This is a genomic window from Desulfonema magnum (assembly GCF_017377395.1).
Classification (GTDB): Bacteria; Desulfobacterota; Desulfobacteria; order Desulfobacterales; family 4be13; genus Desulfonema_C; species Desulfonema_C magnum.
In genome coordinates, this window is record NZ_CP061800.1 from 4,609,458 (window position 1) to 4,625,236 (window position 15,779).

At 45.1% G+C, this 15,779-nt stretch carries 14 protein-coding genes; 12 read left to right on the forward strand and 2 right to left on the reverse strand.

Annotated elements, in window-relative coordinates; genetic code table 11:
- Nucleotides 1-274 precede the first annotated feature (274 nt).
- Entirely contained in the window at nt 275-1,474 is a 1,200-nt protein-coding gene (gene rocD, locus dnm_RS17660) for an ornithine--oxo-acid transaminase (protein ID WP_207678236.1), read from the reverse strand.
- Nucleotides 1,475-2,572: 1,098 nt separating this feature from the next.
- On the opposite strand from rocD, the gene dnm_RS17665 reads away from it, so the two are divergent.
- The 11 genes from dnm_RS17665 to dnm_RS17715 all read left to right on the forward strand — a co-directional run bounded on the left by dnm_RS17665 (nt 2,573) and on the right by dnm_RS17715 (nt 12,993).
- Nucleotides 2,573-3,619, forward strand: a complete 1,047-nt coding sequence (locus tag dnm_RS17665; RefSeq protein ID WP_207678237.1) for a hypothetical protein — start codon at nt 2,573-2,575, stop codon at nt 3,617-3,619.
- A gap of 35 nt (nt 3,620-3,654) precedes the next feature.
- A complete protein-coding gene (gene cbiR, locus dnm_RS17670; RefSeq protein ID WP_207678238.1) occupies nt 3,655-4,467 on the forward strand; it encodes a cobamide remodeling phosphodiesterase CbiR in 813 nt (270 codons plus the stop codon).
- Nucleotides 4,464-5,252: a dihydropteroate synthase gene (locus dnm_RS17675; protein WP_207678239.1), complete on the forward strand. Its 789-nt coding sequence runs from the start codon at nt 4,464-4,466 to the stop codon at nt 5,250-5,252. The genes cbiR and dnm_RS17675 overlap by 4 nt, the downstream gene beginning before the upstream one ends.
- 1 nt (nt 5,253) lies before the next feature.
- Nucleotides 5,254-6,066: a formate dehydrogenase accessory sulfurtransferase FdhD gene (gene fdhD / locus dnm_RS17680; protein ID WP_207678240.1), complete on the forward strand. Its 813-nt coding sequence runs from the start codon at nt 5,254-5,256 to the stop codon at nt 6,064-6,066.
- A 308-nt stretch (nt 6,067-6,374) separates the two neighbouring features.
- On the forward strand, nt 6,375-7,073 hold the full coding sequence (locus dnm_RS17685; RefSeq protein ID WP_207678241.1) for an MBL fold metallo-hydrolase: 699 nt from the start codon (nt 6,375-6,377) through the stop codon (nt 7,071-7,073).
- A gap of 21 nt (nt 7,074-7,094) precedes the next feature.
- A complete protein-coding gene (locus tag dnm_RS17690) occupies nt 7,095-8,102 on the forward strand; it encodes a hypothetical protein (protein WP_207678242.1) in 1,008 nt (335 codons plus the stop codon).
- A 98-nt stretch (nt 8,103-8,200) separates the two neighbouring features.
- Nucleotides 8,201-9,106 carry a polyamine aminopropyltransferase gene (speE, locus tag dnm_RS17695; protein WP_207678243.1) on the forward strand — a complete coding sequence of 302 codons (906 nt, stop codon included), beginning with the start codon at nt 8,201-8,203 and terminating at the stop codon, nt 9,104-9,106.
- A gap of 308 nt (nt 9,107-9,414) precedes the next feature.
- On the forward strand, nt 9,415-9,870 hold the full coding sequence (locus dnm_RS17700; protein ID WP_207678244.1) for a pyridoxamine 5'-phosphate oxidase family protein: 456 nt from the start codon (nt 9,415-9,417) through the stop codon (nt 9,868-9,870).
- Between the two features lie 3 nt (nt 9,871-9,873).
- The gene (locus dnm_RS17705) at nt 9,874-11,112 is read left to right on the forward strand and encodes an AAA family ATPase (protein WP_207678245.1); all 1,239 of its coding nucleotides are present in this window, start codon (nt 9,874-9,876) and stop codon (nt 11,110-11,112) included.
- A gap of 253 nt (nt 11,113-11,365) precedes the next feature.
- Entirely contained in the window at nt 11,366-12,388 is a 1,023-nt protein-coding gene (locus dnm_RS17710) for an FAD:protein FMN transferase (protein WP_207678246.1), read from the forward strand.
- Between the two features lie 23 nt (nt 12,389-12,411).
- Nucleotides 12,412-12,993, forward strand: coding sequence for a GNAT family N-acetyltransferase (locus tag dnm_RS17715; protein WP_207678247.1), 582 nt, complete (start codon nt 12,412-12,414; stop codon nt 12,991-12,993).
- On the opposite strand, the gene dnm_RS17720 is transcribed toward dnm_RS17715, so the two are convergent.
- Nucleotides 12,962-13,621: a diacylglycerol/polyprenol kinase family protein gene (locus dnm_RS17720; protein ID WP_207678248.1), complete on the reverse strand. Its 660-nt coding sequence runs from the start codon at nt 13,619-13,621 to the stop codon at nt 12,962-12,964. The genes dnm_RS17715 and dnm_RS17720 overlap by 32 nt on opposite strands.
- A gap of 274 nt (nt 13,622-13,895) precedes the next feature.
- Here dnm_RS17720 and dnm_RS17725 point away from each other — a divergent pair, with 274 nt between their 5' ends.
- A complete protein-coding gene (locus dnm_RS17725) occupies nt 13,896-15,506 on the forward strand; it encodes a B12-binding domain-containing radical SAM protein (protein WP_207678249.1) in 1,611 nt (536 codons plus the stop codon).
- The last annotated feature ends 273 nt before the right edge of the window (nt 15,507-15,779 follow it).

Genomic DNA, 15,779 nt, shown 5'->3' on the forward strand with positions numbered 1-15,779 from the left:
ATTGTAGTTAAAAAAATTAAGCCAAAAAGGCTGTTTTTAGACGCCCCAGATTTAATCCCTTTCTTATACAAAATTTCTATAGCAAAAGAGACTGAATTCCTGACCGCAATGATTATGACGGATGACATCAGACCTCTGAGGTTTTCAAAACTTCGGAGGTCTTTCACCCGTCAGATTCATCACGGTGAGAGGTCTGATATTCGACTCACCCGTCAGAATTAAATTAGTCAGGTGTAGCAAAAAAAGATTAATTTCCGAAATCAGACACTTGAATTTATTTTTTCAGCACAGGCTCAATTCTTTCCACAGCCCAGTCAATATCTTGTTTGGTAATGATGAGCGGCGGCGCAAAACGGATGACGTTCTCATGGGTCTCCTTGCACAGCAATCCTTTTTTCATCAGTTCCTCACAAAACCTGCGTGCGCCCCCGGCTTCAGGGACAAGCTCAACCCCGATCATAAGCCCTTTTCCCCGGATTTCCTTAATATGAGGACTTTGGATATCATTCAGCCGGGACAGAAAATATGCTCCCATTTCAGCGGCATTCTCAATCATGTTCTCTTTTGTTAACACACTGAGAGCAGCACGGGCCACGGCACAGGCAAGGGGGTTGCCGCCAAAAGTGCTGCCGTGGTCTCCGGGCATAAAAACCCCCAGAATATCTGTATTGGACAGGACCGCGGAAATGGGATAAAATCCCCCGGAAAGGGCTTTGCCGATCAGTGTCACATCCGCCTCAATCCCCTCATGTTCCTCAGCTAAGAGCCTGCCTGTCCGACCCAGGCCGGTCTGAATCTCGTCCAAAATCATGATAATATTCTGCTTTTCACAGAGTGTTCTGACCTCCCTGAGATATCCCTGCGGCGGAATAATAACACCGGCCTCTCCCTGAATCGGTTCAGCCATGAACCCCACTGTGTTGGGTGTAATAGCCTTTTTCAGGGCTTCTGCATCGCCAAAAGGAACAACTTTGAAACCAGGGGCAAAGGGGCCGAATCCGTGTTTGTACTGCTCATCTGTGCTGAATCCGATGATGGCAATGGTCCGGCCATGAAAATTATTCTCACATACAATGATTTCAGCTTTATTCTCAGGCACGCGTTTGATTTTATATCCCCATTTTCGAACCGCTTTGATCACGGTTTCCACGGCCTCAGCGCCGCTATTCATGGGAAGCACCTTGTGCGAATGGGTCAGTTCACAGAGTTCTTTATAAAGGAGTCCTAACTGATCATTGCGAAAAGCCCGGGAAGTGAGCGTCAGTTTTTTAGCCTGTTCTGTCATAGCCCGCATGATTTCCGGATGGCAATGTCCCTGATTCACTGCGGAATATGCAGAAAGGAAATCGAGATATTTGTTGCCTTCCACATCCCAGACCCATATGCCTTTTCCACGATTCAAAACCACATCCAGTGGTTTATAATTGCGCGCGCCAAACTCATCTTCCAAACTGATATAGTCTTTTGTATTCATATGTCGGTTGCCCTATATTTGATGTTCAGGTTTTATATTTTTTGAGCGGGAAATCATAAAAGCCGCTTTTGCCAAAAGTGTTATGTGTTAGGTGTCAGGTGTTAGGTGTTGGGTGTTAAGTGTTAGGTGTTAAGTGTTAGGTGTTAAGTGTTAGGAAAAACTGTAAAACTCTCATCGACAAAGAAAAAAGCCGGGATTCTTTGCGTTTTAAAAGCCGGGTTTCTCTGTGTTTTAATATCAGTCCGTGGAAGAAACCCGGCTTTTTTTCCGGCATGATGCGTCTGGGACAAAGAAAAAACCCGGGATTCTCTGCGTTTTAAAAGCCGGGTTTCTCTGTGTTTTAATATCAGTCCGTGGAAGAAACCCGGCTTTTTTTTCCGGCATGATGCGTCTCGGACAAAGGAAAAACCCGGGTTTCTCCGACGCAACTTCCCGTCAGAGCGGCATATTCACAGCATTCATCATGCCGCCCCGCCCCTACGGGGTGCTTGGCAGGGGGCTTGCAAACCTGTTGCTACAAATATTCCGTCCTTAATAGAGCGTTAAAGCTGCGTCTGTATTGCCGGATAAATTCCTGACAAAATTTTTTAAAAAAAATGTAACACAATTTTTCCAAAAGGGCAAGCTTCCTTTGGTAAAATCCGATATTCATGACTGGTGATTCTGACAGCGTGTTTGAAACGTCCCGCAGGGACGGCATATTTGTAGTATTTCACACAAAGAAAAGGATTGACACAACACCCGGAACGCCCTATTCTTATGGTTAATATTTACGGATACACGCTGCCGGGGATATTCAACTTGTGCAGATTTGAAAATCATGGACACTGACTTGTAAGGAAACCGGAAATGACCCGGATAAGCTGCCTGTTTTTCACGATCCGTTCGCGGGGGCGGAGCCATTCCGCCGGAGGCGCAGAGACTGGGGTTGAAGGCGTGTGCCTCGGATCTGAATCCTGTGGCCGTGCTAATCAGCGAAGTGCCGGACGAAATCCACTCCGAGGAGGCAGGCGATCTCGACGTTGCCAGCCGTTGAGCAGTGGGATGGTTTGAGCAGAACGGAACCCGCGATGCCCCGTTCTGCCAGGCGGAAAACTTATGCAAACCCAAAAACACCTCCGTGCGGGGACTGGCAATGCTTTTGACTCAGGTAGTTCCGAACGGATCCGGAGTGCAAAAATTTTATTTTTGCGCCTGCGAAAAAGCATTTTTCGCACTCCGGAGGAACGGATCCGGAGTGCAAAAATTTTATTTTTGCGCCTGCGAAAAAGCATTTTTCGCACTCCGGAGGAACGGATCCGGAGCGCAAAAATTTTATTTTTGCGCCTGCGAAAAAGCATTTTTCGCACTCCGGAGGAACGGATCCGGAGCGCAAAAATTTTATTTTTGCGCCTGCGAAAAAGCATTTTTCGCACTCCGGAGGAACGGATCCGGAGCGCAAAAATTTTATTTTTGCGCCTGCGAAAAAGCATTTTTCGCACTCCGGAGGAACGGATCCGGAGTGCAAAAATTTTATTTTTGCGCCTGCGAAAAAGCATTTTTCGCACTCCGGAGGAACGGATCCGGAGTGCAAAAATTTTATTTTTGCGCCTGCGAAAAAGCATTTTTCGCACTCCGGAGGAACGGATCCGGAGTGCAAAAATTTTATTTTTGCGCCTGCGAAAAAGCATTTTTCGCACTCCGGAGGAACGGATCCGGAGTGCAAAAATTTTATTTTTGCGCCTGCGAAAAAGCATTTTTCGCACTCCGGAGGAACGGATCCGGAGTGCAAAAATTTTATTTTTGCGCCTGCGAAAAAGCATTTTTCGCACTCCGGAGGAACGGATCCGGAGTGCAAAAATTTTATTTTTGCGCCTGCGAAAAAGCATTTTTCGCACTCCGGAGGAACGGATCCGGAGTGCAAAAATTTTATTTTTGCGCCTGCGAAAAAGCATTTTTCGCACTCCGGAGGAACGGATCCGGAGTGCAAAAATTTTATTTTTGCGCCTGCGAAAAAGCATTTTTCGCACTCCGGAGGAACGGATCCGGAGCGCAAAAATTTTATTTTTGCGCCTGCGAAAAAGTATTTTTCGCACTCCGGAGAAAACACCGGAAAACCCGCTTACGCTTAACAGTATTGGCGAGGACTGGCAGACGCTGGCCTGATTATTTGAGAATTGAGAATTGAGAATTAAAAACCTATGCATGCATCTTTACCTAAATCATATAAAAACGCATTTCCGTTCAGACTCGGGACCACTTCCTTCATATATCCGGATAATTATATCCCCAATGTCAGAATGCTGGGGCCTTATGTGGATGAAATTGAACTCCTGATGTTTGAAAGCGCGGAAGAGGGCCTTCCGTCAAAACATGAGATAAAAACACTGTCCCGGATGGCGGAAGAATTTGATCTCACTTATAATGTTCACCTGCCCACGGACCTGTCCCTGACAGATAATGATCCGTCAGCAGCACATCTCGCAGTGGAAGCAATACAGCGGGTCATTGATCTTACCGCGCCGTTATCCCCTTCCACCCACACGCTCCATCTGCCCTATGATGAAAATTCCCAGGAAAGAGAGGTTGTGGAACGGTGGCAGGAAACCGCTTATAAAAATGTGGCGTGCCTGCTTGACACAGGCATAAGCAGCGAGTCCCTTTCAATTGAAACCCTGGATTATCCTTTTGAATGGGTGGAAAGCATCATAGATACGTTTCAGCTTCCAATTTGTATTGACATCGGACACTTCATATTATACAAGATTCCGTTTGACTTTGTTTATAACAAATATTATCAGACCACGTCAATTATCCATCTTCACGGGGTGAAAGACAATCAGGATCATATAGCCTTAAACCATCTCTCAGAAGCGGATATGAGCCTTGTTATGGGAATATTAGAAGCATTCAGCGGTGTGGTGTCACTGGAAGTTTTTTCCTATGATAATCTGAAAGATTCTTTAATGTTTCTGGAAAAATCCTGGCATCAGGAAAAGGACCGAAAAACGTGATACTTGTCGCAGATAACATACAAATCACAAACAAGACCATTGAAAACGCTCTCAAAACCATGCGACCGGACCCGATTCAGGAAATGGCAAAGCAATGTGAGGCAGCCGGTGCGGAAATGCTGGATATAAACTCAGGCCCCCTGTCCCGGGACCCTGAAGCAAAAATGACCTTTCTGGTGGAAGCTGTTCAGGAGGTTTCAAGCCTTCCCATTCTCATTGACACGGCAAACTCCAAAGCCGTGGAAGCCGGTCTCCGGGCCAACAAAAAAACAGCGGTCATCAACGGGTTCTCCCTGGAACCTGCGAAACTTGAGTCCATCCTTCCGCTGGCAAAAAAATTTGATGTTGATATCATCGGTTATCTTTTATATCCCAACAGCCATGTTCCTCCTGACGAATCAGAACGCCTGAACGTGGCCATGGAACTTTACAATGAATTTCAAAACGCGGGACTGGATAAAGACCGTCTGATCATAGACCCGGTTGTTGTGCCTGTTCTGTGGGAAAACGGAAATATTCAGGCAATGGAAGTGATGTCAGTCATAAAGACCCTTCCTGATCTTCTGGGATTTGATGTCAGAACCATTGCAGGCGTTTCAAACCTCACCACTGGCAAAGGAAACAAGGAAAAAAAGCTTGTTTTGGAAAAGGCTTATCTTCCCATGCTTGCCTCTGCCGGTCTGACCATGGCCTTATTAAACGTATTCCATTCTGAAACAATCAGAACAGCCAGGGCCTGCAATGCCCTGGCAGATCCGATGATTTTTACATGGGAGGCTTTATAAGATGACCACATATCTGGACCATCAGGTGATCCACTGGAACAAAGGGACAAGCACATCTCTCCCGCATAAGCTTGTCGGTGAAGAACCGCTTTCCATACGCATCCAGGGAAATCCTTACTCGGTTATCATGCGAACCCCGGGGGATGAAATTGCCCATGTCGCGGGGTTTTGTCTTGCAGAGGGCCTTGCGGATGACCCGGATGATTTCACCTCCATCGGGTTTTGCGACGGCTCGGAAACCAATGTCGTGACCGTGACCCTGTCAAAATCAAGACAGGAAAAAATTCCTCAGCATCTTGAAAGACGCGGCTTTATCAGCCAGACAAGCTGCGGCCTCTGCGGCAAAGAGATTGTGGATGATCTTTATCAGACGATTCACCCCCTGGAAGACGGTAAAACAACAGACCTCGGCAGAGCGGCGGACTGCCTTGGCCAGCTTCCCCGGCACCAGCCCTTACGCGGCCATACCCGCGCGTCCCATGCTGCCGCGATTTACAATTCAAATTATGAACTCTTGTCTGTCGCTGAAGATGTGGGCCGCCATAATGCGCTGGACAAGGCCATTGGAAAGCTGTTCCTTGCGCGCAAACTCCGGGACGCTTCCCTTCTGGTGCTGTCCTCCCGTATCAGCTACGAACTTGTTCAGAAGGCTGCCAGGGCCCGCATCCCTGTTATTCTTGCCGTATCCCGCCCAACCGCTCTCGCGGTGAAACTTGCGTCACAACTCAATATGTCGCTGGCATGTCTTGCCAAAGGCTCCGGGTTGTATATCTTCTGCTGCCATCACCGCCTGCTGAGTTTATCCAGTATGTAGGGTGGTCAGCCCTTTTTCTGTCCACCCTGTACTGTCTTTTTTTATACTTCCAAGCGTTATAATTTGTGATTTTTAATAACTCGACAGTTGTAAGTTCTCATAACCTCCTGAAATTAATGACACCGACATTTTCCGAGGCGGCATATGCCGCCCTGTGATTTCAAAAGGTTACGGAACAACTTCTGACGTTGAATTTTGAACGTTTCACTGCTGAGTTAATAACGATCCTGTATTTTTTCAGAGGAAATCCGGGTTTGCGCTTTTTGAGTATAATTCGCGTCAATCCATTTTAAATATGGAAAAATATTATGAAAGTCAGACAGTTGCGATATTCGTCGGATAATTTTACCTATTTGATTTATGATAAAAGATCTGCTTTGGCTATTGACGCCGGAGCAGTTGAAGCCATTTTTTCTTTTATCAGCGAACATGATCTCAGGCTTGATTTTGTCGCAAACACGCATTCCCATCCGGACCATACAACCGGAACCCGAACTGTGCTTGATCGTTCCGGAGCCAGATTTCTGGATAACAAAACTTTGCGTGACACCGGGACCATTGAAATAGAAGGAAACAAGATTACAGTGTATCACACACCCGGACATACAGCGGATTCCCTTTGTTTTCATCTGGACAAGACCCTTATCACCGGTGACACGCTGTTTAACGGAACCGTTGGGAATTGTTTTTCCGGAGACGTGGAAAGCTTTTTCAACTCCGTGAAACTGCTCACATCGTTTCATAAGGAAACCATTATTTACGCGGGTCATGATTATGTCCATGAATCCATGATATTTGCGAGGCATCTTGAACCGGATAACAAAAATATTGACACATTTCTGGAAAAATATGATCCGAATCATGTTTATTCCACATTGGATGATGAATTCAAAATAAATCCCTATCTGAGATTTAATGACGAAAAAATCATCGCCATTCTCAAAAAACAGGGGCTTTCGGTAAAAACAGAATATGATCGCTGGCGATCTCTGATGACACTGGGATGATAAAGAAGTGAGGGCATAACCATGAAATTTGAAGGCGCTGAAAAAAAACTTGAAATTATTCTTTTCTCTCCTCAGACAAGTTTGCGCTCAAACATTGACAATCGCTGGGACAACGTAGTAAAAGCAAGCAGAGCTGCTGTTATCAGCAAAATATCAACACACGCGCTAGACGCTTATCTATTGTCTGAATCAAGTCTTTTTGTGTGGGACGATCGTATTCTGATGATCACCTGCGGAAGAACTACCCTTGCAAGGGCATTGCCTGAAATTCTCAGTATTGTGGGCAGAGACAATGTCGCATTTGTTTTTTATGAACAGAAAAATTTTTTGTTTCCTCATGATCAGCCGTCAAGTTTTGAAGATGATACAGCCTTTATCACGGCCTATTGTCCGGGAAAGATTTACCGATTCGGACCCGCGAATGATGATCATGTGAATGTTTTTTATTGGTCCCAGGCAGATGCCGGCCCCGAGCGGGATGCGACCCTTCAGATTCTGTTAAATGATCCAGACCCTTTTATCATGGAAATTTTTTACGAAAAGAATTCCAGGACAGCCATTCAGGCCCGAGAGCGTTCCGGTGTGTATGATATCTGTTCCCGGGAAATGCGTATTGACGACTGTCTGTTTTCTCCGTATGGATATTCTCTGAACGGAATTTTTGAAACAAATTATTTTACGGTTCACATCACGCCTCAGCCTGAAAGTGCTTATGTGAGTTTTGAAACAAACATTATTGAAAAAGACTATTCCGGAATAATAAAGAAAGTGGTATCTGCTTTCAAACCCAAAAGATTTTCCATTGTTCTGACAACAAGTAAGGATGATCATTTCTCCTCATCACATTCTGCTGTTGCAAATGGTTTCCCGGGGTATGATATGATGGAAAAAAGCCTGTATGAGTTTGATTCCGGGTATGCGGTCACTTTTTTGAATTATAAACCGAAATTGAGTGCGCACCCGTCGGTTTTCAGTTTCCGGCCATATCATCTCAGGATGCAGCGTCCGGTCCGGCAGATGAGGAGATAACAGCCTCGGAAACCCTGATTGGGTAAGACTGACTAGACAACTGACAACAGGTCAGGGAGTACAGATAAAACAAGTTTCTTTACGGAGGGAACAGACAAATGGACACCAGTGTGGGATTAGAATTATGGGTGAAAGAAATACACCAGAATACAACCGGACTGAGCTTCAAAGTTGAAAAGACCCTTTTTTCGGGCCAGAGCCGGTTTCAGAAGGTGGATATTGTTCAGACATACGGACACGGGATCATGCTGCTCAATGACGGCATCATCATGCTGTCTGAGCGGGATGAGTTCATTTATCATGAAATGATCGCACATGTGCCTCTTTTTGTTCATCCTTCGCCAAAACAGGTGCTTGTGATCGGCGGCGGGGACGGCGGCACGGTTCGTGAGATTATGAAACACCCGGGCGTGGAACGGGTGGTTATGGTTGAGATAGACGAACTCGTGGTGAATGCCTGTCGGACCCATCTTTCCTCTGTGTCTTGTGAAATGGACAATCCCCGGGTTGAACTTTGCATTGAAGACGGGACAGAATATGTGGACAACACACAGGAGATATTCGATGTGGTCATTGTGGATTCCACGGATCCTGTGGGACCCGGGGCTGTTCTTTTCAGTCGGCCTTTTTATGAAAAAATTTCGGCCATACTTGGCCCGGATGGCATTATGATCACCCAGGCTGAATCGCCGTTTTACGATCATGACATTCAGCGAACCATGCTCCTGAATCAGCGTCCGTTTTTCAAAAAACTGCAACTCTATTTGTTTTCCACCCTTACTTATCCCGGAGGGCTGTGGAGTTTTGGTTACGCGTCCAAAGGGATTTGTCCCATAGGAGACTTTGATCCTGACCGTGTTGAAACATCAGATATTTCAACCCGTTATTATAATCCAAAAATACACATTGCCGCTTTTGCGCTGCCAAATTTTGTGTCAGAAAATCTGGAGGATATTCTTGATCCTATTGTTATTCCCTTTCAAAATGCTCAGATAAAGAAATAAGTACCTGTTTTTCTGCGGGTGACAGAGAAACCCGGCTTCTTTCCGCCGGGAGAAGGAACTGATTCTTTGAGAAAAACCCGGGTTTCTTTTCCGGGCGAATATCGAAAACTTATGGTCAGGTACTTAGGGATTTCCCCAAAAATAAAATACCCGAAACGTAGGGTGGGTGGAGCGAAGCGGAACCCACCTTGTGCGGTGGGTTCCGCTTCGCTCCACCCACCCTACGTTTTTTGTATCGGGTATATTATTTATTTCGAATTCCCTTATGCGGCAGATATTTTTCGTAGCGAGTATCAGGAGTTCACAACATGAGAAGAAAAGACAAGGAAATTACGAACAGGGCTGAAATTGAGTCTGTCATTGAAAGGTCGGAAGTTTGTCGGCTCGGATTGGCAGATGACGGATATCCATATGTCGTGCCGCTGTGTTTCGGATACAAGGATAATTCATTGTATTTTCATTCTGCCCAAAAAGGCAGAAAAACAGATATCCTCAGAAAAAATAACAAGGTCTGTTTTGAGTTTGATATTGATCACGAAATCAAAAGCGATGAAAATGCCTGCAAATGGGGAATGAAATACAAAAGCGTTATCGGCTTTGGTGAGGCATCATTTCCGGACGATCCTGAATCAAAGCGCAAAGCACTGGATATTATTATGCGGCATTATTCAGACCGCTCATTTGATTATTCAGAAACAAAATTGAAAAACACGCTGATTATAAAGGTTGATATTCAGCAGGTGACAGGAAAGCAGGGGGAATGAAAAATGGTAGCAGAGGACGAAGTTAAAGCAGAAGAAAACAATGATGAGAATCTTCCTCCCGCCTATTTCCTATCTCTTACCGTGGAAAATATAAGGTGCTTCGGCCCGAGACAAATCCTTGATCTTTCCAAAGGGAATGACCAGCCTGCCCAGTGGACAGTCATCCTGGGAAACAGCGGCACAGGAAAAACAACTTTGCTCCAGTGTCTGGCAATGCTTGAGCCTGTTTCATCTGTGCTTCTGGATGAACCTGAAGTCATGATGCCGAGAGCGTCAAAATTTCTTGGGGATTATAATTGGGAATCCAGCGTTTACAGAGGGGAAAATGAATTGTTCATATCCGGTGCCATTTTATCGGGTCACACCCTGACAGGAAGTGAACAAGGCGAGGTTATTAAAGAGTTTTATTTCCGAGGGACATATGGAAACCGTAATTCCAATTTAAAAGAAGCCGCCAAAGTTGGCGGACTTGTCTGTTACAGCTACGGCGCATTACGGCGAATGGGAATCGGTTCTCTTGCAGACAAGGCACGGTATGATTATCATGGTATCAGTCTGTTTGACGATAATGCGTCCCTTCTCAATGCCGAACAATGGCTGCTGAAATTAGATTACGCGGCCAGCAAACCTTCGGATATTCGTGACGTGTGTAAGGAAAAATTGGAACTGCTCAGAGAAGTCTTCATCGGTTTTCTTCCCGGTGTCACGGACATTGATTTCAGAATATCAGGTGAGGACCGGACCAGTCCGCAAGCTCAGTTTAAAACAAATTACGGATGGGTCTCAATGAATGATCTGAGTCTGGGATATAAGACCATGATCGCCTGGATGGCGGATTTGTCCTACCGTCTCATTAAAAGATACCCTGAAAGCCCTGATCCCCTTGCCGAACCTGCGATTGTGCTGATTGATGAGATTGATCTGCATCTTCCCCCGCAGTGGCAGCGTGATATGATAAGATTTCTGAGTGAGCGGTTCGTCAACACACAGTTCATCGTCACGGCCCATAATCCCCTGATCGTTCAGTGGACAAATGCTTCCCGAAATAAAGAGAATAAGGTGAATTTTGTTGTGTTGGAACAGGAAAAGGACTACGTTCTGGTTAAAAACGATGAAAAAGCGATCAGAGATTGGCGGATAAATCAGATCGTAGCAAGTGAATTATTCGGACTGGTCACTCATTCTTATGAATTGGAGAAAATACTGAGTAAGCGCAGAAATCTCTTTCTGAAAGATGGCTGACCCGGGCCGGTGAATCTCGGAGCTTATATTTGCTTTTTTTCTGATAATCACGCTTCTTTGTATTAAATTCTGTGAGGAGGTGCTTTTCCTCAACATATGATCGGGTGAACCCATCCGGACTGACTTCGGCTACAGCACAGACAGACTGAATCTGAATTATAGTATGGCATCCCTGCTGATCAATAATCCATGCACATGAGGGACAGGGAGATCATCTTAATTTTTTACCCTTTAATTTCACAGAAAAAATATTATGAAAAAATATATTAACAAAACAACAGGCATTATCCTTATTGCCATACTGATGGCAGGATGCGGTCAGAAAGATGAAGTTCTGATGACAGGAAAAACCATGGGAACCACCTACCATATAAGAGTTGTCACCGGGTTTTTCGAAAATGCCGAGGGTCTGAAAAAAAAGATTGACGAGCGCCTCCGGGAAATCAATCAAAGTATGTCCACATACATAAAAGAGAGTGAGATCAGCAAATTTAATGCAATAAGCAGCACTGATGAAAAATTTTATATCTCAGATGATTTTTTAAAAGTCATGATTGTTGCGAAAAATTTGCATGACCTTACCAACCACGCATGGGACGGAACCATAAAACCGCTGATAAATCTCTGGGGCTTTGGAAATTCGGAAATAAGAAATGATGTTCCTGATGCCGAGGAAATCCACACGATATTGGAAAATATCGGTTTTGATCATATTAAAATTTCAGAAGAGAGATACCTTAAAAAAGGAAAAGCGTCCATTTCGCTTGATCTTGCTTCCATTGCCAAAGGTTACGGTGTGGATCAGATTGCGGATCTGATTGAAAAAAAAGGATTTAAAAATTTTCTCGTGGAGATCGGCGGAGAGGTGTATGCTTCCGGATTCAGAAAAGACGGGGGGCAATGGAAAGTCGGCATCAACACCCCCAGAAAAGATGCGGCTTATGATGAAATTTATAATGTTGTGACTCTCCATGACAAAGCATTTGCCACCAGCGGTGATTACAGAAATTTTTTTGAGGCAGATGGAAAGCGATATTCCCATGTACTGGATCCCACCACGGGATATCCTGTGACAAACAGGGTTGTCAGTGTTTCAGTGGTGGCGGATAATTGCACATTTGCGGACGGGCTTGCAACTGCCCTGATGGTGATGGGCCATGAAAAAGGGTTGAAACTGGTCAGCACGCTTGATAACACAGAATGTCTGATTGTGCTTGAGGAAAAAGACGGCTCCCTGACAGATTATTTTTCAAAAGGGTTCAAACTTGAAAACTGAATTTATTCAAAAGGGTGTGTTCTATGAATAAGCAGCCTTCCCTCAGAACAGAACGCCTGATTCTCAGGCCCTTTGGTCTGTCAGATGCAAATGATGTCCGACGTCTGGCCGGCGAAAGAGCAATTGCATCTGTCACCCTGAACATTCCTTATCCTTATGAGGAGGGAATGGCAGAAGAATGGATATCGGGCCATCAGGAAAGTTTTGAGAAGAGGGAGACAGCCAATTTTGCAATTGTCCGAATTGAGAAAGAAATCCTGATTGGTGCAATTGGATTAATGCTGACACAGGAAGATCAGCGGGCTGAACTTGGTTATTGGATCGGAAGACCTTATTGGAACAACGGATATTGTACCGAGGCAGCCAAGACTGTCCTCAGATACGGCTTCATCCGCTTGAATCTCAACAAAATCCATGCGTCCCATTTTAAACGTAATTCCGCATCTGGAAGGGTCATGCGGAAGATCGGCATGAGCCATGAAGGATGTCAGAAGCAGCATGTTAAGAAATGGGAATTTTTTCAGGATTTGGAATTATATGGCATTCTGAGAAGGGATTATCAGGCAGAACAGTTCAGCAAAAAAACAGATAAAGATAATTCATGACAAGCCCGGCGATCACCGGAACAGCGAGGTTATCGTTCAGGGTGAAGCATTTTGTGATCTTCATAGGAATAAGCTCAAAAAAGGTGATGGCAAATGATGCGATGAAAACAAGAGGTAAAGGAACTGAATCTCCCCACGCATCAAGGAGAAGCGGAACATAAGGGAATACAGCAAAAAACAGCACCAGGCAGAGTATGAAACAGGCCAGGGACCCTTCCAAAGATTTTTTGCCAATTTTTATCTTTCCCATACTCTGACCAACAAGCGCGGCCACGGCATCTCCGAGGATGAACAGTGTCAGTGACATGAAGGAAATATGCGGAACTTTACGGAACAGAATGGAACAAATCAGCGCGGACCCGATAAGATATGTTGAACCGGTTATTTTCTGATCCTCCTCTTTTCTGAGCATAAAAGCAAAGCAGGATTGAAATATTTCATTTGTTTTCGGAAAATTGAAACGTAATATTTCAATCGCCGCAATGCTGAAAAGCAAAAAAATGAGAATGGCTGCCGGGATAAGATCATGAATATCAAAAATTTTCGGCAGATAAAAAATTCCCGCGGGAAGAAGAAGTGCAAAAAGATGGAATAATTTCCGATTAATTTCCGGTTTTGTGAGCGCCATGGTAACATCCTTTTTTTGAGTTGGGACATCCGAATTCGGCCAGAGCATGTATTACAGACCTCGTTTTCAAGCCCCGGGTTTGCGTGTTTGGGGAATCTCTGCCTGTATCACAAAATGAAAATGAACGCAAACATTGAGATGTGCAAATCTGATCTGCTGCCTGTCTGCATGTAACAATTACAAGAAAAAGGATAAGAAAGGGAAGGGCCTGATATCTTCCTTTTCTTATCCCTTTTCCTTGTACTTTTGGATTAGAAAAAATGAGCAATAACAAATGACAGATATTCTCCTGATTCAGCCTCCTATCAGAGATTTTTATCTCACAGCAAAAAGAACCATTCCATATGGGCTGACCTGTATTGCCGCGGCCCTCAGAGCGGCCGGATTTTCAACAGAACTCTTTGACAGTCTTGCCACGTCCAAATCCCGGATCATTGATCTGCCCGGAGAACTGGCTTATCTGAAAGAATATTATCCAAAACCTGATGTGTCCCCTTTCGCGCTTTTCCATCATTTCAGGCATTTCGGATACAGTTTTGAACATATCGGAAAAACAGTCAGAGAATCCGGTGCGTTTCTGGTGGGAATATCCTCTCTTTTCACTGCTTACAGCGACGAAGCCATTGAGACCGCCCGGATTGTGAAAAAATTTCATCCGAAATGTAAAATTGTCCTCGGGGGCCATCATCCCACTGCCCTGCCGGAAAAGGTCATGCAATACAGTGAGGTGGATTTTGTTCTCCGAGGCGAGGGGGAAGTTTCCATGCCTTTGCTTGCCGGAAGCTTGAAATTTGAAACTGGAAACTCGAAACTGGGGGCGATTCCGGGGATTGTGTTTCGCAGGGATGATGGCGCGCTTCATATCAATGAACCCGCTATGATGGAGACGTTGGATGATTATCCTTTACCAGCCGCTGACCTTGTGAAACATTCTTTTTATAAGAGAAGAAAAAAAGGAAGCTCGGTGATTATGTCCAGCCGGGGATGTCCTATGAAATGCAGCTATTGCTCCGTGGGATCATCTGTTTTGAAATACCGGCGAAGATCCGTGGAATCTGTACTCCGTGAAATGGAGAACGCGGTCACACAATATCATGCAGGCTTCATAGATTTTGAAGATGAGAATCTTTCTTTGGAGCGGAAATGGTTTCTGAAGCTTCTGTATGAAATAAAGGTCCGGTTCGGTGAGGCTGATCTTGAACTCAGAGCCATGAACGGACTTTTTCCGCCGTCCCTGGATGAAGAAATGATTGGAATGATGAAGGATGCCGGTTTTAAGACGCTCAATCTTTCCCTCGGAACAACCTCCGAGGACCAGCTTAAAAAATTCCAACGACCTGATGTGAGAAAAGCGGTGGAAAGCGTTATTTGCATTGCTGAGAAATATGGTCTTGAGGTCGTGTGCTATATCATCGCGGGTGCCCCGGGCCAAAATGCCGACGCGTCGCTTTCAGATATTCGCTATCTTGGTCAGAAAGGTGTTCTTGCCGGTGTATCTGTTTTTTATCCGGCCCCCGGAAGCCCGGATTTTGAATTATGCTCGGAACTGGGAATTCTTCCTGATCATTTTTCAATGATGCGATCCAGTGCCCTGCCCCTGTCTCATACCACGACAAGACTTGAATCCGCCACGCTCCTGAGACTGGGGAGAATACTGAATTTTATGAAGTCACTTGCGGATCAGGGAATATCAGTTCCATCGCCTTCGCGGTTTATAAAAGATGATATGACAGACTTGCATGACAGGAGGGAAGCAGGCAGACAACTCCTGCGCTGGTTTTTGTACGACAGTAAAATAAGAGGCGTGACACCTGACGGAGAAGTTTTTGAACATAAAATTTCAACGGAACTGACAAAAAAATTCACGCAATTTGTTGATATTTAACGATGGAAGTTCCCCTTAGACAGGCTCAGGGAGCGTGTGTGAACAACGATGGAAGTTCCCCTTCGACAGGCTCAGGGAGCGTGTGGAGACGGCGTTCGCTGAACGTGTGAAAACGGCCAGTTCGTTGAGCTTGTGAAAACGGCCAGTTCGTTGAGCTTGTCGAAACGGCCAGTTCGTTGAGCTTGTCGAAACGGCAGTTCGTTGAGCTTGTCGAAACGAACTCAGGCTGATGTCAGGAGGAATTTTTTATCTGCGGCAAATTTAACACACTCG